The organism is Paenarthrobacter sp. AMU7, from assembly GCF_041200195.1.
Taxonomy (GTDB): domain Bacteria; phylum Actinomycetota; class Actinomycetes; order Actinomycetales; family Micrococcaceae; genus Arthrobacter.
In genome coordinates this window covers 224,174-241,749 of the sequence record NZ_CP165735.1, presented here as the reverse complement: position 1 = coordinate 241,749, position 17,576 = coordinate 224,174, and the positions used below count along the sequence as shown (strand labels likewise).

Genomic DNA, 17,576 nt, shown 5'->3' with positions numbered 1-17,576 from the left:
CCTACCTCTCAAACCGGGAGTTCAGGCGGTCGGACAGCCGCACGCCCACCACGTTGACGGCCACCACAACGGCGGCGATGGCGGCGCCGGGAACCAGCGTCGGCCAGATGTGGCCTTGGATGATGCCGGACTGGCCTTCCTGGACCATGAGTCCCCACTCGGAGCTGGGCGGTTGTGCGCCGAATCCCAGGAAGCTGAGCGTCGCGAGGCTCATGAGGCCTTCGCCGAACAGCACCACAAGATAGCCGAGGAGCGGTGGCGTCAGGTTGGGGATGATGTAGCGGACGCACAGGAAGAATCCGCCTAAACCCTGCACGCGGTAGGCATCCACGTAGGGCCGGGCCATCTCGGCCAACGCCAACGACCTCGTGAACTTGGCGATCACCGGTGCGTAGGCGAGCGCCAAGGCGACAATCGCCGTCGCGGGTCCTTTGCCAAAGACGGCGATGACCAAAACCACGAACAAAAGCCCGGGGAAGGCGAACATGACATCGGTGATGCGCGCCAGGAGGACATCGATCCAGCCACCGTTCCAGGCCGCGACGGTTCCGATCGTCACCCCGAACACCGTAGCCAGCGCCAAGAGTGCAAGGGGTCCGAGCAACGATTCGCGGGCGCCGTGGATGAGCCGGGAGAACAAGTCCTGGCCAACCTGGTCAGTACCGAGCAGGTGCGCTGCACCCGGCGCCTGCCAGATCGCGGTGAAGTCCACGGCGTTGGCGGCGTACGGGGCCACCCACGGTGCAAGCAGAGCGGCAACAACCACAACGATGAGGAAGCCGAGGCTCAGAAGGTAGGCAACGTCGCGCTTCTTCCTGCCGATAACCGGGGTGGACGCCAGCGTGGACGTCGAAAGGGAGCTCATGATTTCTTGTCCTTTGCCTTGATGCGCGGATCAAGCAGCGGGTGGACCAGGTCCACCAGGGTGGTCACCACCATGTACGTGATGACCATGTAGAGGAGCACGGCCTGCACCACGGGGAAGTCGTGCGTGTTGATGGCATCCACCAGCAGCTTGCCGACGCCGCTAATGCCAAAGACACTCTCGACGACGACCGTTCCGGCCAGCATGCTGGCCACCACAAGCGCCACCATGGTGAGGATGGGTCCCCACGCATTGCGGAGAACGTGCCGGCGGATCAGTTTGGCGGGCGCCAGCCCGAAGCTGCGGGCCGCCTCCACGTGGTCCATGGACATTTGCTCCACCATGGATTGGCGGGTCACCCGGCTGACAATTGCGACGGCGCCAACAGCCAGTGCCACTGCGGGCAGCGCAAGGTGGTGCAGCCGGTCCAAGAAGCCTTCGCCGGCACCGGAAACGGGAAACCATCCCAGTTGCACGGAGAAGATGGACACCAGCAGCAGGCCAATGACGAATGAAGGAACAGAGGCCGCCAGCGTGGTGGCTGCCGTGATGGTGGAGTCCGTGCGCTTGCCTTGGCGCAGCGCGGACAGGATGCCCAGGCCAACACCGGCCACGATGAACAACACTGACGCCATGGCCACCAACGCGAGTGTTGCCGGAAGCCGGGTGGCCATCAGCTCAGCCACTGGCTGGTGATATTGGAACGACGTGCCGAGGTTGCCTACAAAAGCCTGGGAAGCCCAGAGCCCGTATTGCACAATGAGCGGTTGATCCAGGTTGTACTGCGCCTTCACTTCGGCAACGCGCTCAGGGGTCATGTTCTCCGGGTTGCCGATCAGGAACGTGACCGGGTCCCCTGGCGCCGCATACATCGCGGCGAAGATGACGAACGAGCTCACCACCAAGGTCAGGATCATTCCCGCGATGCGGGTTGCTGCACGGATCATGGCGTCACTTCTTGCTGCTGCCGACGTCCGCGGCCCACGGGTAGTAGAGGAACGATGCCGACGACGGTGCTCCGGTGATGTCTTTCGCCATGGCGATGGTTGCGGGTGTGTGTGCCACAGGAATCCAGACCACGGCGTCGGTCCACTGCTTCTCCAGTTCGATGGCGAGCTTGGCGCGGGCGGCGTCGTCGGTGGTGGCCTGGGCTTCCTTGACCTTGTTGTCGTAGCCCTCGCCGGTGAATTTCACAAAGTTGACCCGGGCCGTGGAGCCCCCGTTTTTGTAGAAGCCCACGGGGTCGTTCTTGGAGATGTAGTACTCGTCCGAGAAGAGGTCTGCTTGTGCACGCAGGGATGCGTCCGAGTAAAAGTCGCCGTATTGCTGGCGCGGGATGGTGACGATTTCGGCCGTCAGCCCGATCTTCTGCGCTGCTTCAACCAGTGCGCTGGAGATGACGTTCCTGATGGAGTCGCCGCTGTTGGCAACAACGATCGGTTCCGCGGGCACGCCGGCTTCCTGCACCAGTTTCTTCGCCTTCTCCAAGTCTTCCTCGGACGGCTGCGCGGGCGCGCCGGTCAATGCTTCGTAGGCGCTGCTGAACGTGGGCTCTTCGTAGCCCCAAGCGCCCGGACCCACCGGCGTCTTCCAGGGTTTGGCCAGCCCGCCAAATGCTGCCTGGGCTACACCCTGCCGGTTGAGGGCCAGCGACAATGCCTGCCTGATCCGCTCGTCCTTCAAAGCTCCGCGCTCGGTGGCTATGAGCGACCAGACGTTGGTGGACGGCCCTTGGGCGATCTGGACCTTGTCGCTCTTCTGCAGCGGTCCGGCCGTGGCAGGGCTGTCCAAGTAGGCACCTTGGGCTTCGCCGCTGGTCAAGGCATTCACGATCGCATTGTCGTCAGCCCAGCGGAAAGTCACGGCGCTGGTCAGGGAAGCGTTGTCAGCGTCCCAGTAGTCAGCGGCCTTGGTGAGGGTGATGTTGGAACCTGCCGACCACTTCTCGAGTTTGAGGGGACCTGAGCAGGCGTCAGGAGCCGACGGCGACCCGAAGTTGGCGCCTTGGGCTTCAGCAACCTTGCGGTTCAGGACGATACCGCCGTTACCGGCCATGGCCTGGAGGAAGATGGCGTCGCGTTGCTTAAGGGTGACGGTGATCTGGTTTTCGCCCGTCTTGGCCATGTCGGTGACGTTGGCGTATTCGTCTGATTCGTCGGCGCCCTTTGCTGCATGCCGCTGCATGCTCCAGAGCACGTCATCGGCGGTCATTGGAGTGCCGTCGTGGAATGTCACGTCCTTCCGGAGCGTAAACACCACCGTGGTGTCCGAGGTCCATTCGGCGCTCTCTGCCAGATGAGGCGTGGTGGTCAGGTCTGGCTGGAGTTTCATCAGGCGTTCGCAGACGTTGGACATGATGGTGTTCTCGGCCGTGCCGCTGTCCTTGTCCAGATCGAACGTTGCCGGCTCCTGGGTGATCATCCACGTGAAGGAATCGATCGCGCCTGCAGCTTCAGAGGTGGTGGGGCCGAAGGAAACATCGGTGGGGGTGCTCTGGGCTTGCGGACCTGCCGCGTTGCAGGCACTGATCGCCAGAGTGAAGGCGGCTGCACCGGCGATCACGCCGGTCCGGGCAAATGGCTTGAATCTATCGTTGCGTTTCACAGTGATACCTCTGCAATGGTGGGGTTGAGGGAGTCGTGGGCGGAACCGGGCCCGTCGTAGAGGTTCCAGGGCATTTGTTCGTAGTGGTGGTCGCACGGGGTTCCGTTGGTGACCAGGTAGTCACCGCTTGTGAGGTCAACACAGCTTGAGAGCAACGTGGACCACTGTCGGACACGGGGGCGGCGCTCGTCAGGGTGGGTGCACACGGATTCGGGGTAACCCAGGTGGTCCGACATCGCTGACTTGATAAGTTCGCGGGAGTGCACGGTGCTTGTGGCGGTGCGGACCCGTTCCAGCCCCCGTCGCGCTTGTGGAACCCGGAAGAGGGAATCCACGGAGACCGGACGGTAGGTGGCTGCCAGTTGTACTGGCATGAAAGCTTCGTAGTGGTTTCCGTGCACCAGCACCCCGGATGTGTCCGGGTACATCCAACCGTTGCTTCCCGGGGTGGTTTCCACGTCAATGGAGAATCCGGAGCGGTGGGACAGCACGGCGTTGCTGGCGATGTGGGGCTTCTGGCGGAAGAGCGTGTTCAACGCATCCGGAAGTTCTGATTGATCCAACACCATGCGCCGGATGAAGGTCTGCGGCATCCCGAGTTCGTCGTTGAACCGGCCACCCAATCCGTTGGCGTTGAGGGCAATGCCGGCGGAGTTCGCTCCGTGCCGGCCAATCTGGCCTGCCTCAACCTGCATGATCAGCGTGGGCTTGGGGTCCTGAATAACCCGCAGGATCATCACGGTGTCCTGTGCGCCGTGGCGCCAATCCCAGTTTTGGCCGACGTACATGTGGCCATCACCGGATGCACCATCGGTCAGTACAAAGGAAGTGCACCCGTCCACGTTGTCGCGCTCTTCGGGTTCAGGCGCCTTGGCGAAGCCAGCGTCGTAGATGATTTCACCGCGAAGGTTCAGCACCATGATGTCCAGGACGTCCCGGCCACTGCCTTCGGCGATGCCGCGCATTTCCGTGACCAGATCCGGCGCAGTGTCAGTGCACAGCCCCATCCAGCGCTCGGCCCGCCCGCGCAGTTGCTCCCAGGTCAGTCCCGTCTGCTGTTGGAACGCTTCGGTGTAAAAATCGATGGCTTTGGTGATCAGGTCTGCGGCAGCGTTTCCGTACTGCCTCCCCCGCTCCAAGGGAGGTCCGGAGATCTCCACGATCCGCAAGGATGTGTTGCTCATATCCGTAGGGCCTTTCATTCGGTTGGGGCTCACTGTCATCCGCGGCGGGAAGGGGTATCTTTGGAACAACCGTTACAAGTGAGGGCTTCTTTAGAATGAACAATACATCCAATGTGACTTCTGTAACAGACGTTACGAAAAATCGGGGCATGATTAACCTGCGTGGTCGTGTCCGCGAGCATTGGGACAAGCTCTCCAAGGCCGAGCGGACAGTGAGCACGTTCCTCACCAACAGCTCTCCCGAGCGTCTTCTCTACGCGAGCGCGCAGGAGCTCGGCGCCGAGAGTGGGACCAGCAGCGCCACGGTGGTCCGAACGGTTCAGTCGCTGGAATACTCCGGATTGCAGGAACTCAAAAGAGACATCGCCACCCCCTTCACCTCAACGGTGGCGCCGGAAGTTCGCATGCAACAGCGCATCGACCACATGGGTGCCAGCATCGAAGACATTTGGCACAACGTGTGGTCCGAGGCCAAGGACAGGCTGGAACTCGCCTCCAGCGCCGACCCGGCGGAGGCGATCGCTCCCGCCGTCGAACTCCTCATGAGAGGTTCCACGATTGTCAGTTACGGTGTGGGCGCGTCCGGAATTGCCGCCCTCAACCTGGCCCTGCGCTGTAACAGGATCGGCCGGCGGGCCAGGTGCATATCAAGCGACGGCTTCCGGCTCGCGGATGATTTGCTCCAACTTGGGAGCCAGGATGTGGTGGTCGTCTTCGCGCCGGGACGTGTAACGGTCGACGTCGAGGTGCTGCTGAAGCGAGCACGTTCAGTTGGTGCGTCCACCGTTCTACTGACGGACGAACCCGACTCTGCCCTGCACAACCTGTCCGACGCCGTGATCCTCGCGCCACACACACCCACCGGGATGACCACCGAAGCGCTGCCATCGATCGTGCTCAGCGACGTTCTGGTGCAGGCCCTGGTCTCCGTCGACCACGAGCAAGCAGTGGAGTCGTCGCACCAACTCACGGCACTGCGGGAGCAGTTGGGGTACTGACTGTGACACAGGCCCGCTCTTCCGTTTTCCGCAGGACGATCGCCCCCGCCCTGCTGAACGGATTGATCGGCCTCATTGTGGTGGCGGGGCTTTGGATCACCGTTGCTCCCCCGGAACCACCTGGCAGGCCTGTTCAACTGGTCCTTGGCGCACTGCTTGTCCTGGGTCTCTGCCTTCGGTCACGGTTTCCTTGGCTTGCAGCCGTGTGGACCGGCGTTGTGACGGCGGTGGGATGGGCCTTCGGAATGACGGAGGATCCTTTCCTGGTCACCGGGTTCTGTCTCTACGTCGCCGCGGAGCGATTCGGCACCCGCTTGTTTCCCACGTGGCTGGTCGCGCTGGAAGTTCTTCTGTTCGCATGGTTGCTTCTGGTGTCCGCCGAGGGCGCCGAAGCGAGCATTCGGGGGGTCATCCTGGGCGCTGTCATCATCGGTGCGGCATGGGTCCTGGGCATCCGCACTCAACGCATGCGGTACGAGACCGAGCGCAATGCCCGGGCTCAGGAAAGGCTCCGCCTCGCCCGCGATATCCACGATGTTCTGTCCCACACCCTGGGAGGGATCGGAGTGCGGGCCGGCGTCGTAGCGCATGTGAAATCATCCACCACCGACGATCTACGGTCCGCCTTGCAAGGAATTGAGTCCGATGCCCGGGATGCGTTGGGTGAATTGCACGTCCTGATGCTTCAGGAACGTGATGAAACTGCTGATGAGGCCCCACCGGGAAGACTCGTGGAATTGGTGCAGGAACTCTCCCGGCCGGCCATACGGGCCGGCATATCAGTCCACATCGACGCCGATCAAGGCGCCGGGGATCTTCCCGCTGCGCAGCGAACCACGGCTTACCGCATCATTCAGGAAGCCCTCACCAACGTGATCCGTCATTCCGGAGCAGAGACCTGCCGGATCACTATCAGGACCGAAGGCGACCACCTGAGAATCATCATCCTCGACGACGGCCCGGGGGCAGCTTTGGCTTCCAAGAACGGTCACGGACTCACAGGAATGCGTGAACGGGCTCAGTTATTGGGAGGAACCTTTGACGCAGGACGGGATGCCAGTGGATACTGCGTGGCTGTTTCACTGCCGGGAACTGCAGGGGGGGGTGGAAACCCGATGAATGAGATCAGTGTTCTCATCGCAGACGACGATGCTCACATCAGGACCTCACTGCACTTATTGATCGGCGATGAGCCGGACATGACCGTCTCCGCCGTGGTTGCCGACGGTGCAGAGGCAGTGGATGCCATCATCCAGCATCAACCCGACGTGGCGCTTATGGATGTTCGAATGCCTCGAATGACCGGGCTTGAGGCTGCAGGCATGCTGGCCTCCCGGAAGTCACGCACCCGGCTGGTCATGCTGACCACCTTCGATATGGACGACTATGTCTACCAAGCACTCCGCCACGGAGCATCAGGCTTCCTCCTGAAGAACGCCCCTCTGCCGGACATCCTCAAGGCAATCCGTACCGCCCATGAAGGAAACGCCCTACTCGCCCCGGAGATCACTCGCCGTCTCATAGACCGCTTCACCCTGCAACCGGCCGCACACGACCGTATCAGCGAACTGACCGTCCGCGAACGCGAGACCTTGACCCTCATCGGACAAGGCGCATCCAACAACGAGATTGCGGCCGCCTTGTTCCTCACGCGAACCACTGTGCGGACTTACGTGAGTCGAATCCTCACGAAATTAGGCGCACGGGATCGGGCCCAACTGGTTGTCATCGCCTACGAGGGCGGACTGGTGGGTCCTTCGACCGTCTAAGTGGGTGCCACGACTGTCGACACCTGCAGACAGACAAGTAGTGCTGAGCCGGATTGACTTGAGTTATGTCAGCATCTTCCAGAGCGACCTTCGACGTGCGGCCGGGGTCACGAACCACCATGGCCCGCGCCGTCAGGGCCGAAACCACCAAGCTCCTGACCCTGCGGCTTTGCCTCCACACCGTGGTTGGAACTGTCCTGCTGACAGTGCTTCTGTCCTGGGTACTAACAAACCTCATCGAGACCGCACATAGGGCCGGCAGGCCAGAAGAGGCAGCCGGCCTCGTAGGAGGAACCGCTTTTCTGGTCATCCTTCACTACGGGCAGATCGGAGTAATCCTTCTTGCGGCATGGTCGATGCACCAGGAATCGGACAGCGGTTCTCTCCGAAGCACCTTGATCAGCCTCCCGCAGCGAAGCGCCGTGTTGACAGCCAAAGCAATCGTGATCGTCGCCGCTGTATTCATCACGGCTGTCCTGAGCGTGTTCGGGTCGGCAGGGATTCGTTGCGTGGCCATCGACTGCACAGCTGAAAGCAGCCAGATAGCAGGGACTCCACAAGCCACATCCGGAGTCCTTTGGGGCGTGATCCTTTACTGGGTCCTCATCGCCTTATTCACCTACGCATTGTCGGTGGTCCTGCGCAGCGGATTGGCGGCCATGGGCACGGTCTTGGCGATGGCCCTCATTGTCTCCACCTACCTGGTGAACATCACACCCCTTGCCAAGTTTCTGCCGGATCAGGCGGGAGCCCAGCTCTACCAGCTTCCGCCTCCTACGCCGGGCGACTTAGGGCCTGCGACGGGTGGGGTGGTCCTCGCGGTTTGGGTGGCCGCAGCGCTGATCACCGCGCATCTTCTGTTTCGCCGCCAGCCGGTCCGCCGCTAAGTGACATCGACTACCCAAGGAGACCAGACAATGATCGAGATCAAGAATTTGAGCAAGAAATACGGGCAGTCGGACGGAATCATCGACGTCTCGCTGACGGCCGAGCCCGGGAAAGTCACCGCCTTCCTCGGTCCGAACGGCGCCGGCAAGTCCACAACTTTTCGGCTGCTTCTAGGGCTCGATCGGGCGGACAGCGGGTCCGCTCTCATTGAAGGAAAGCCTTACCAGGACCTCACCGCTCCCATGTGGACTGTGGGAGCCCAATTCGATGGCTCAGGAGCCCACAAGGGCCGCACGGCAAAGGCTCATCTCACCTGGATGGCTCAATCCAACGGCATTCCGCGATCCAGGATCCGTGAAGTTCTGGAGCTCGTCGGACTTTCGGACGCCGCCCGGAAGCGCGTGGGAGCGTACTCACTGGGTATGGGTCAGAGACTCGGAATCGCCGCGGCCCTCCTCGGCGATCCGCACATTATTGTTCTTGATGAACCCACGAACGGCCTGGACCCGCAAGGAATCCGCTGGATCCGTGAACTGCTCCGGACCCTCGCCGCCAACGGCAAGACGGTCCTTATCTCCAGCCATCTCATCAATGAGGTGCAGCACGTCGCTGACCACATCGTCGTCATTTCCGGTGGCCGCATTGTTCAGTCCGGAAACGTCAGCGATCTGCTAGCAGGTCACCACGACCTGGAAACCGCCTACTTCGATTGGACCGGCAATGCGGCCAAAGGAAACGCCGCATGAGCTCACTCGTGGCCACCGCCGGTAAACCCAGCCTGTTCCGTGCCGAACTCACAAAACTCATCACTTTAAGGTCTCTGTGGATCACCGCAATCCTGACGTGGCTCAGCGTCGTACTCATCGGGTGGTCCCAAGCGGGGCCGGTTGGGGACGCGCTCCGAACCAATGACCCGGACCTGGCTCCTGGCGCGAGTCCGGAAACGGTCGGCTTCGATTGGGTTGCCTTGGGACTGATTGGAATCATTGTTATTGGCGTCATTTCCGCATCAAGTGAGTACGTGTCGGGCCAACTGCGGACCAGCTTGGTGGCAGCGCCGAACCGCGAGCGCCTGTATTTGGCCAAGTGCGCTGCGTTGACAGTGTTCGTCACACTGCTGGGTGTTGTGACTATCCCGCTATTGAGTGTGCTGTCTCAATCCGGACTTGGCGAGCTTTCGCTGATCAACGGGACCGTTCCGGCAAGCCTCATTCTCCGTTGGGTCGGTGCCATAGCCTTCTGGGATGCCATAGCCCTCATAGGTTTCGCCCTTGGCGTCTTGCTCAAGCAGACGCTGATCCCACTGTTTGCTCTCATTGTGGTGTCACAACTGTCGCTGATGTTGCTCCTGCTGACTCCGGCCTTTGCCTATCTCCCCACCGTGGCCGGGGTTCTGCTGTTCGACCCAGGCTTGGTTACAGGGTCCTACCCGGACGCGGACCTGGGTACTCTCACCGCAGCGATAGTAACGTTCACCTGGACGGCCGGCCTCGTAGCCTTTGCAGGATTCAAGTTCAGCACACGGGATACAAGGGGCTAATCAAGCACCACCTAGCGGCCTTTCCACGCCTCGACACGCTCCATCCACTCGCCGAGGAGAGCGGCCGTGAGCTCCGGTTGATCTAGATGCGCGTTGTGGCCAGCCCGGTCAAGGACGGCAACGGTGGCCTGCGTATAGCTGCCTGCCAATGCGACCTGATCCTGATACCCCACCACATGGTCTTGTCGCCCGGACAGTATCAGCGTGGGTCCTTGAAAGCCCGCGAAACGCGCCTCCGGCTCAACACGGAGCGCATAGTTGCTCGAGATTCGTTCAACCGCTTCCTGGTCATAGGTCCGCAAGCCGGGAAGGGCAGCGTCCCGGAAACGAAACCAATTCCCGGGGGATTGGACCACGGCCATGGTCTCATAGTCGGCCGCGTCCGCGGGTTCCAAGGCCGCTAACAAGATCGGGTCTGTTTGGAGCACTATCTTGGCAGGCAGGGTTCGGGAACCGTGATCCGCAACGACCACTGGGCAGAGGAGCGCCAGGCCCAGTACCTGTTCCCCGAATTCGGCCACCAGGTGACGGGCGATCATGCCACCGAAGGAGTTTCCGAGGACAGCGAACCTTTCGGCACCGAAGGTCTTCCGGGCAAAGGAGACAACCGCTTCGGCCACGGCATCCGCGCTATCGATCTCGGGTCCTGCCGCGGATTGGCCCATGCCCGGCAAGTCCACATAGACCCGCCGCCACTGACCGTGAGCATCGAACACGGGGTCGAGCCCCAACAAAAGGCGGTGATCAACGCAGAATCCGTGGATGAGCAGGATTGGGGTTCCCGCCCCATAGTCAACAGAATGCACCCTTGAACGCTAACACCGTCAGAGCTCGAGCCTGGCAGCACCATTACCTTTGCTCGCACCAATCAGACCCTTCGGGATTGTTGGCGGGAAGCACCCACCGAGGGGTGAGCTTTCGGCAATAAGAACCCTCCGTACCCCCGAGACCTAACCCCTCGGCAGCATGAGAACTCACCCCTCGGCGGCACCGACGCACGAAGACACAGAACCAACTCCAGAGAGCGCTCTCTTGACGTACGTGACTTGCAGCACATACATTGGTCCCACATCCCAGAGAGCGCTCTCTCGCCATAGGCGTACGGTCGCTCGAACACACAAAGGAGTGATCGTGGAGTTTTCGCGACTAAGGAAATTCACTGCCCTGGCGGGCGTAGCCTCTCTTGCCCTCGTGGCGGCCGGCTGCAGCGGCGGAGGCGACAAAGCGGCGAGCGCAGACAATCCCGTCACGCTGACCGTGACCACCTTCGGCACTTTCGGATACGACGACCTGTACGCCGAATATGAGAAGCAGAACCCCGGAGTCACCATCGAGGCCACCAACATCGATCGCGGTTCCAACGCCCGGACCGATGCGTTCACTAAGCTGGCCGCCGGCTCCGGACTCAGCGACGTCACGGCCATCGAGGAGGGCTGGCTCGGCTCCATTATGGAGGTTTCGGACCAGTTTGTGGACCTCAAGGAGCACGGCGCCGAGGACATCAAGGGCAACTGGGTGGACTGGAAGTTCAAGCAGGGCACAGACCCCAATGGTCGTGTGATCGGTTATGGCACTGACATCGGACCGCAGGCCCTGTGCTTCAACGGCAAGCTCTTCGAGGCAGCAGGCCTGCCGAGCGACCGTGAGAAGGTCGCGGAATTGTTCGGCGGCAAGGACGCAAGCTGGGAAACGTACTTCAAGCTCGGCCGCCAGTACAAAGAGGCCACAGGCAAGGCCTGGTATGACCAGTCCGGCTTCGTCTGGAACTCCATGGTCAACCAGATGGACGAGGGTTACTACACCAAGGACGGCAAGCTGAACGTCGAGGGCAACAAGGAAATGCGGGCGAAGTTCGACATGCTCGCTGCCGGCACTGCCGATGGCCTGTCCTCCAACCAGACCCAGTTCGACTGGGGTAACGGCAAGGCATTCGTGGACGGCTCCTTCGCCACGCACGTTTGCCCGGCATGGATGCTCGGCACCATCAAGGGCCAACTCGAGTCAGCAGGCGGAGGGGCAGCCAGCGGCTGGGACGTAGCCGACGTCTTCCCCGGCGGTGCTTCCAACTGGGGCGGCGCTTTCCTCTCGGTCCCCAAGAGCTCCAAGCACCCCGCTGAAGCAGCCAAGCTGGCAGCATGGCTGACCGCACCTGAACAGCAGATCAAGCAGTCCGCTGCAGCGAACAACTTCCCGAGCACCCTCGAAGCACAGGCGAAGATCGTGGAAGCAGCAAAGCCGAACGAACTGTTCAACAACGCTCCCTACGGCGCCATCTTTGAGTCCCGCGCAGAAGGTGTCATCGCCCAGTTCAAGGGTCCGGATGACTCTGTGATCCAGGAAAACGTCTTCGGACCCGCCCTCAAGATGCTCGATTCGGGCAAGGGCAACGCCGATCAAGCCTGGAATGAAGCCGTCAAGCTCCTCAACGACCTCGTGGTCAACAACTAGCAGCACCCGGCCGTGGGGCCTCCGGGAAACCGGAGGCCCCCTCACAGAGTCTGAGACCCGACCATGACCACCACCTTGAACCGCCCGGCCGCCGGTAGAACGGCTGCCACCAAACCGAAACCGTCGTTCCGGCAACGCCTCAACGTCCTCGACATGAAGGCGTCCCCGTACCTCTACATCGCCCCGTTTTTCATCCTGTTTGCCCTGGTAGGCCTCTTTCCCCTGGGCTACACCTTCTTCGTCTCCCTCTTCGACTGGCACCTGCTCAAAGGCCAGGGCGAATTCGTGGGATTCCAGAACTTCGCTGAGGTTCTTCAAGACAGGTTCTTCTGGAATTCCCTGTTCAACACCGTCAGCATCTTCCTGATTTCCACCATCCCCCAGCTGATTATGGCCACCATCATCGCCGCGGTGCTGGACCAGAACCTGCGCGCCAAGACCTTCTGGCGCATGAGCATCCTGCTCCCCTACGTTGTGACTCCCGTGGCGGTCGCCATGATCTTCACCAACATGTTCGGCGAGCAGTACGGCCTCATCAACAACATCCTGTCCAGCTTCGGCATCGATCCCATCATGTGGAAGAACGACACCCTTCCCAGCCACATCGCCATCGCCACCATGGTGAACTGGCGCTGGACCGGCTACAACGCGCTCATCCTCCTGGCCGCCATGCAGTCAGTACCGCGCGATATTTACGAATCCGCAGCAATCGACGGCGCCGGCTCCGTCCGCCGCTTCTTCAGCATCACGCTGCCGAGCATCCGGCCCACCATGGTGTTCGTCATTGTCACGGCCACCATCGGCGGGCTGCAGATCTTTACCGAGCCAAGGCTCTTCGATCCCGTAGCAGCCGGCGGAACGGCACGCCAGTTCCAGACCACCGTGCTGTACCTGTGGGAGATGGCTTTCCAGCGGCAGAACTTCGGCAAGGCTTCCACCATCGCCTGGCTCCTGTTTCTGATCATCCTGCTTTTCGGCATCGTGAACTGGCTGATCTCACGCCGTATCGCCACCAATGGCGATGATCGCGGAGCAGCCAGTCGCCGCCGTCGGAAGCGTTCCTCCGCTGCGAATACAAAAGCGGACGACGCCGGCCTCACCGCCCAGGCGGCAGCGGCACCAGACTCGACCCCGAGGAGCGGGAAATGACCCTCACGCAAAACCGGCCACAAGCACCTGCCCCTCAGCGAGCTTCCCGATCCATGACCACCCGAAAAGCACTCTTTGGCAACGGCCGGCGGCCCGGCTTCCTCACCTATGGGTTGCTGCTGGCGTTCTTCCTGGCCTCCGCCTACCCGCTGTGGTGGTCCGTGATCATCGGCAGCCGCTCCAACGAAGCCCTCGGGGAGACCTGGCCGCCGCTGTTCCCTGGTGGCAACTTCTGGACCAACGTTGGGGAGGTCTTCGACACCGTCCCATTCTGGCTGGCGCTCGGCAACAGCGTCCTGATCTCGGGCATCATCACCGTCTCGGTGGTGGGCTTCTCAACCCTGGCCGGATACGCGTTCGCCAAGCTGCGCTTCCGCGGCCGCAACTGGCTGATGGTTGCGGTGATCGCCACCATGGCCATCCCTACGCAGCTCGGCATCATCCCGCTGTTCATGCTGATGCGCACGCTGGGCTGGACAGGTGAGATCGGCGCCGTCGTGATCCCTACCCTGGTCACAGCGTTCGGTGTCTTCTTCATGCGGCAGTACTTGGTGGACGTGATCCCGGACGAGCTCATCGAGTCGGCACGTATGGATGGCGCGTCCATGATCTCCACCTTTTGGCATGTTGCACTGCCGGCCGCGCGTCCGGCCATGGCAATCCTGGGCCTCTTCACGTTCATGACGGCATGGACTGATTTCCTCTGGCCCCTGCTGGTGCTCGACGCCGGCAACCCCACCTTGCAGACGGCGCTCAGCCAACTGCAGTCGGCCCGTTACGTGGACTATTCGATCGTCCTGGCCGGCGCCGTCATGGCAACACTTCCGCTGCTGGCACTCTTCGTCCTGGCGGGCCGTCAACTTATTTCCGGAATCATGCAAGGAGCAGTGAAGGGCTAATGCCATTCGAAGCAACAAACCACCCAGCGGTCACCCCCTTTAACAGGGAGTGGCCCAAGGGCTTCCTCTGGGGCTCGGCCACCGCCGCAGCCCAGGTGGAAGGCGCCAGCCACGAGGGCGGCAAGGAAGATTCCGTGTGGGATGCTTTCGCCCGTATTCCGGGTGCCATTGCCAACGGCGAGACGCTGAAGGACGCGGTGCAGCACTACCACCGCATGCCCCAGGACGTCAGGATCATGAAGGAGCTGGGCCTGGATTCCTACCGGTTCTCCACCAGCTGGTCCCGTGTCCGGCCTGGCGGCCGTACTGCGAACGCCGTCGGCCTGGACTTCTACTCCCGCTTGGTGGATGAGCTGCTCGACGCCGGCATCCTCCCTTGGTTGACCCTTTACCACTGGGACCTCCCGCAGGCGCTGGAGGAGAAGGGCGGCTGGGCCAACCGCGACACCGCCTACCGCTTCGTCGACTACGCGAACGATGTCTATTCAGCACTGGGTGACCGTGTTCAGCACTGGACTACGTTCAACGAACCGTTCTGCTCCTCACTCCTGGGCTATGCGGCCGGCGTTCACGCTCCCGGCCGTCAAGAGCCGGAAGCAGCCGTCGCAGCGATCCACCACCAGCACCTCGCCCACGGCCTGGCGGTCAACGAGCTGCGGAGCCGCGGCGCCCAGCAGTTGGGGATCACGCTCAACCTCAGCAACTCCATCCCGCGGGATCCTTCCGATCCCGTAGACCTCGACGCCGCGCGCCGGTTCGATTCGCTGCAGAACAGGATCTTCCTTGATCCGATCCTCCGTGGCGTTTACCCGGAGGACACGCTCAACGACCTTGAGCAGTTCGGCATCCGGGACGTCATCAAGCCCGGCGACCTGGAGATCATCGGCGCTCCCATCGATTTCCTGGGCGTCAACCACTACCACGATGACCTCATCAGTGGTCACCCCACTGATGAACACGGCGACGGCCACTCGGGCGGCGCAACCCGCCCGACGTCGTCGTGCTGGATCGGTTCGGAGGACATCGCATTCCCCAGCCGCGGCCTGCCGCGCACTGCCATGAACTGGGAGGTCAACCCGGACGGGCTTCGGATGCTCCTGGTGCGTCTTGGCGAGGAATACCCCACGCTGCCCCCGCTGTACATCACCGAAAACGGTGCCGCTTACGACGACGTCGTCAGTCCTGACGGGGCGGTCCATGATGCCGAGCGGACCCAGTTCGTGCTGGATCACATCACGGCCGTGGGCGAGGCACTGGACCAGGGCGCCGATGTGCGCGGCTACTTTGTGTGGTCACTCCTGGACAACTTTGAGTGGTCCTGGGGTTACGGCAAACGCTTCGGGGTGGTTCGCGTGGATTACGACACCTTTGAGCGCACGGTGAAGGACAGCGGACTGGCTTACTCCCGGGTCATCGCCTCAGCCAAGGCTTCTGCCACGGCCACAGTGAACGCCTAAAGTAGCCTTCAGAGGCATACTTTTTCTTACGTTCCGGAGATGACCATGACGCAGGACACCAGCGGCCCCCGGCCGGTACCCACCCTTGAAATGGTGGCTGCCTTGGCCGGGGTGTCGCGGGCCACCGTGTCCCGCGTGGTCAACGACAGCCCCAGTGTGGACCCGGAAATGGCGCAGTCCGTGAGGAAAGCCATCCTCGCACTCGACTACACGCCCAACCGTGCTGCCCGTTCCTTGGCCAAACGGAGGGCAAACGCGGTCACGCTCATCGTTCCGGAGTCGACATCCAAGGTCTTCGCGGATCCGTTCTTCGCCTCGGTGGTGCAGGGCATCGCCTTGTATCTCACCGACACGGAGTACACCCTGAACATGGTGATCTCCTCGGAGTCGAAGCCGGAGAAAACCCGCAGCTTCTTGCTCGGAGGCAACGTGGACGGCGTCCTGGTGGTGTCGCACCACAGCGGCGACAACTCCTGGACGCATCTCTCGGGGTCCCTTCCCATGGTGTTCGCAGGACGCCCCTTGGTAGGTGGCAAGGAAAGCTATTACGTGGATGTTGCCAACGAACAGGCGGCCTACGAGGTCACCAGGTTGTTGACCCAGAGCGGCCGAAAGAACGTTGCAACTATTGCCGGTCCGCAAGATATGCCCCCGGGCCTGGATCGCCTGGCGGGGTGGAGGACCGCTGTGCGGGAGGCAGGTCTTGGCGAAAGTTTGGTGGAGGAGGGCGACTTCACGTTGGCCTCGGGCGCCAAAGCCATGCATCGATTGTTGGACCGCGGCGTGCCTGTTGACGCCGTTTTTGCAGCGAACGACCAGATGGCTGCCGGCGCCTACACCGCCATCCAAGGCCGGGGTCTTCGCATCCCGGAGGACATCGCCGTCGTGGGTTTTGATGACGATTCCTTTGCCACCTCCGTCACCCCCGCCCTCACCACCGTGCATCACCCGATTGTTGAACTCGGCAAGAAAATGGCCGAGACCCTGGTTCACCTGATCGAGGGCAAGTCGGCGGAACGCGTCAACAGGATGCCAACGTCGATCGTGATCCGCGATTCCGTCTAGCTTTTAGCCCTTGCCTTGAAAGGCTCTTCCATGCTTCCTGCTCCCGTCAGCACCGTCGCGCCTTCCGTCGCGACAGGCCGTCCCATCCGCTGGGGAGTTGTGGCCACGGGCTCCATCGCCTTACGCGTGGTGCAAGACCTCGCGCTCTTGGAGGACGCCGTTCTCCAGGCGGTCAGTTCGCGCTCGGAGGCGTCGGCCCACAGCTTTGCCGGGAAGTTCGGCTTTGCAGCGTCTTATTCGGATGTCGGAGATACGCCGGGCTATGAACGGCTGCTGGCCGATCCCGCCGTCGACGTCGTCTACATCGCCACACCTCATGCGCAGCATCATGCTGTCGCGCTCGCCGCGCTGACGGCGGGGAAGCATGTCCTGTGCGAAAAGCCCATCGCCATGAACGCCGTACAGGCACGGGAGTTGGCGGATCTCGCCCGGGATCGTGGACTATTCCTGATGGAGGCCGTGTGGACCCGGTTCCTGCCCAGTTTCTGCCGCGCGGTCGAAATTTTGCAGTCGGGGGAGATCGGGGAGCCGCGCTGGCTCCAGGCTGACCTCGGTTTCGTGCCCGCCTTCGATCCCACAGCGCGGATCTGGGACCCGGCCGCAGGCGGTGGAGCGTTGCTGGACCTCGCCGTGTATCCACTGACGTGGGCGCTGGGAGTTTTCGGTGAGCCTCGAAACATGGTCGCCACCGGAGTCCTGACTCCTGAGGG

15 protein-coding genes and 1 pseudogene are annotated in these 17,576 nt (G+C 62.0%); 11 read left to right on the top strand and 5 right to left on the bottom strand.

What is annotated here, in order from left to right; all coding sequences use genetic code 11:
* Position 1: 1 nt before the first annotated feature.
* The 4 genes from ABQM86_RS01160 to ABQM86_RS01145 are packed head-to-tail and all read right to left on the bottom strand — an operon-like array spanning position 2 to position 4,653.
* Complete coding sequence (locus ABQM86_RS01160; protein ID WP_369745742.1) at positions 2–865, bottom strand: ABC transporter permease; 864 nt, start codon at positions 863–865, stop codon at positions 2–4.
* Positions 862–1,812 carry an ABC transporter permease gene (locus ABQM86_RS01155; protein WP_369745741.1) on the bottom strand — a complete coding sequence of 317 codons (951 nt, stop codon included), beginning with the start codon at positions 1,810–1,812 and terminating at the stop codon, positions 862–864. The genes ABQM86_RS01160 and ABQM86_RS01155 overlap by 4 nt, the downstream gene beginning before the upstream one ends.
* Before the next feature lie 4 nt (positions 1,813–1,816).
* Positions 1,817–3,469 carry an ABC transporter substrate-binding protein gene (locus ABQM86_RS01150; protein ID WP_369745740.1) on the bottom strand — a complete coding sequence of 551 codons (1,653 nt, stop codon included), beginning with the start codon at positions 3,467–3,469 and terminating at the stop codon, positions 1,817–1,819.
* On the bottom strand, positions 3,466–4,653 hold the full coding sequence (locus tag ABQM86_RS01145; protein ID WP_207595684.1) for a C45 family peptidase: 1,188 nt from the start codon (positions 4,651–4,653) through the stop codon (positions 3,466–3,468). Before ABQM86_RS01145 ends, ABQM86_RS01150 begins: the two co-directional genes overlap by 4 nt.
* Before the next feature lie 149 nt (positions 4,654–4,802).
* Here ABQM86_RS01145 and ABQM86_RS01140 point away from each other — a divergent pair, with 149 nt between their 5' ends.
* From ABQM86_RS01140 to ABQM86_RS01120, 5 genes are all read left to right on the top strand, one after another.
* On the top strand, positions 4,803–5,651 hold the full coding sequence (locus ABQM86_RS01140; RefSeq protein WP_280625556.1) for a MurR/RpiR family transcriptional regulator: 849 nt from the start codon (positions 4,803–4,805) through the stop codon (positions 5,649–5,651).
* Between the two features lie 2 nt (positions 5,652–5,653).
* Positions 5,654–7,420, top strand: a complete 1,767-nt coding sequence (locus tag ABQM86_RS01135) for a response regulator (RefSeq protein WP_369745739.1) — start codon at positions 5,654–5,656, stop codon at positions 7,418–7,420.
* 65 nt (positions 7,421–7,485) lie between these two features.
* A complete protein-coding gene (locus tag ABQM86_RS01130) occupies positions 7,486–8,307 on the top strand; it encodes a hypothetical protein (RefSeq protein ID WP_369745738.1) in 822 nt (273 codons plus the stop codon).
* 30 nt (positions 8,308–8,337) lie between these two features.
* Complete coding sequence (locus ABQM86_RS01125) at positions 8,338–9,054, top strand: ABC transporter ATP-binding protein (protein ID WP_369745737.1); 717 nt, start codon at positions 8,338–8,340, stop codon at positions 9,052–9,054.
* A complete protein-coding gene (locus tag ABQM86_RS01120) occupies positions 9,051–9,848 on the top strand; it encodes a hypothetical protein (RefSeq protein ID WP_369745736.1) in 798 nt (265 codons plus the stop codon). The genes ABQM86_RS01125 and ABQM86_RS01120 overlap by 4 nt, the downstream gene beginning before the upstream one ends.
* An 11-nt stretch (positions 9,849–9,859) precedes the next feature.
* Here the strand turns inward: ABQM86_RS01120 and ABQM86_RS01115 are convergent, their stop codons facing one another.
* A complete protein-coding gene (locus ABQM86_RS01115; RefSeq protein ID WP_369745735.1) occupies positions 9,860–10,654 on the bottom strand; it encodes an alpha/beta fold hydrolase in 795 nt (264 codons plus the stop codon).
* Positions 10,655–10,979: 325 nt separating this feature from the next.
* On the opposite strand from ABQM86_RS01115, the gene ABQM86_RS01110 reads away from it, so the two are divergent.
* From ABQM86_RS01110 to ABQM86_RS01085, 6 genes and pseudogenes are all read left to right on the top strand, one after another.
* Positions 10,980–12,296 (top strand): ABC transporter substrate-binding protein, encoded by a 1,317-nt coding sequence (locus ABQM86_RS01110; protein ID WP_207595676.1) that lies wholly within the window; start codon positions 10,980–10,982, stop codon positions 12,294–12,296.
* Positions 12,297–12,359: 63 nt separating this feature from the next.
* Complete coding sequence (locus ABQM86_RS01105; protein WP_280625530.1) at positions 12,360–13,445, top strand: sugar ABC transporter permease; 1,086 nt, start codon at positions 12,360–12,362, stop codon at positions 13,443–13,445.
* Positions 13,442–14,344 (top strand): carbohydrate ABC transporter permease, encoded by a 903-nt coding sequence (locus ABQM86_RS01100; RefSeq protein ID WP_369745734.1) that lies wholly within the window; start codon positions 13,442–13,444, stop codon positions 14,342–14,344. Before ABQM86_RS01105 ends, ABQM86_RS01100 begins: the two co-directional genes overlap by 4 nt.
* A complete protein-coding gene (locus tag ABQM86_RS01095; RefSeq protein WP_369745733.1) occupies positions 14,344–15,801 on the top strand; it encodes a GH1 family beta-glucosidase in 1,458 nt (485 codons plus the stop codon). Before ABQM86_RS01100 ends, ABQM86_RS01095 begins: the two co-directional genes overlap by 1 nt.
* Before the next feature lie 45 nt (positions 15,802–15,846).
* On the top strand, positions 15,847–16,866 hold the full coding sequence (locus ABQM86_RS01090; protein ID WP_369746705.1) for a LacI family DNA-binding transcriptional regulator: 1,020 nt from the start codon (positions 15,847–15,849) through the stop codon (positions 16,864–16,866).
* A 30-nt stretch (positions 16,867–16,896) separates the two neighbouring features.
* Positions 16,897–17,307 (top strand): annotated as a pseudogene (locus ABQM86_RS01085) (Gfo/Idh/MocA family protein); the annotation flags it as partial.
* Between the last annotated feature and the right edge of the window lie 269 nt (positions 17,308–17,576).

Bases quoted from the DNA above. Each gene is read 5' to 3' on its own strand.
- ABQM86_RS01160 (WP_369745742.1), bottom strand. From the start codon at position 865: ATGAGCTCCCTTTCGACGTCCACGCTGGCGTCCACCCCGGTTATCGGC.
- ABQM86_RS01155 (WP_369745741.1), bottom strand. From the start codon at position 1,812: ATGATCCGTGCAGCAACCCGCATCGCGGGAATGATCCTGACCTTGGTG.
- ABQM86_RS01145 (WP_207595684.1), bottom strand. From the start codon at position 4,653: ATGAGCAACACATCCTTGCGGATCGTGGAGATCTCCGGACCTCCCTTG.
- ABQM86_RS01140 (WP_280625556.1), top strand. From the start codon at position 4,803: ATGATTAACCTGCGTGGTCGTGTCCGCGAGCATTGGGACAAGCTCTCC.
- ABQM86_RS01130 (WP_369745738.1), top strand. From the start codon at position 7,486: ATGTCAGCATCTTCCAGAGCGACCTTCGACGTGCGGCCGGGGTCACGA.
- ABQM86_RS01125 (WP_369745737.1), top strand. From the start codon at position 8,338: ATGATCGAGATCAAGAATTTGAGCAAGAAATACGGGCAGTCGGACGGA.
- ABQM86_RS01120 (WP_369745736.1), top strand. From the start codon at position 9,051: ATGAGCTCACTCGTGGCCACCGCCGGTAAACCCAGCCTGTTCCGTGCC.
- ABQM86_RS01105 (WP_280625530.1), top strand. From the start codon at position 12,360: ATGACCACCACCTTGAACCGCCCGGCCGCCGGTAGAACGGCTGCCACC.
- ABQM86_RS01100 (WP_369745734.1), top strand. From the start codon at position 13,442: ATGACCCTCACGCAAAACCGGCCACAAGCACCTGCCCCTCAGCGAGCT.
- ABQM86_RS01095 (WP_369745733.1), top strand. From the start codon at position 14,344: ATGCCATTCGAAGCAACAAACCACCCAGCGGTCACCCCCTTTAACAGG.
- ABQM86_RS01090 (WP_369746705.1), top strand. From the start codon at position 15,847: ATGACGCAGGACACCAGCGGCCCCCGGCCGGTACCCACCCTTGAAATG.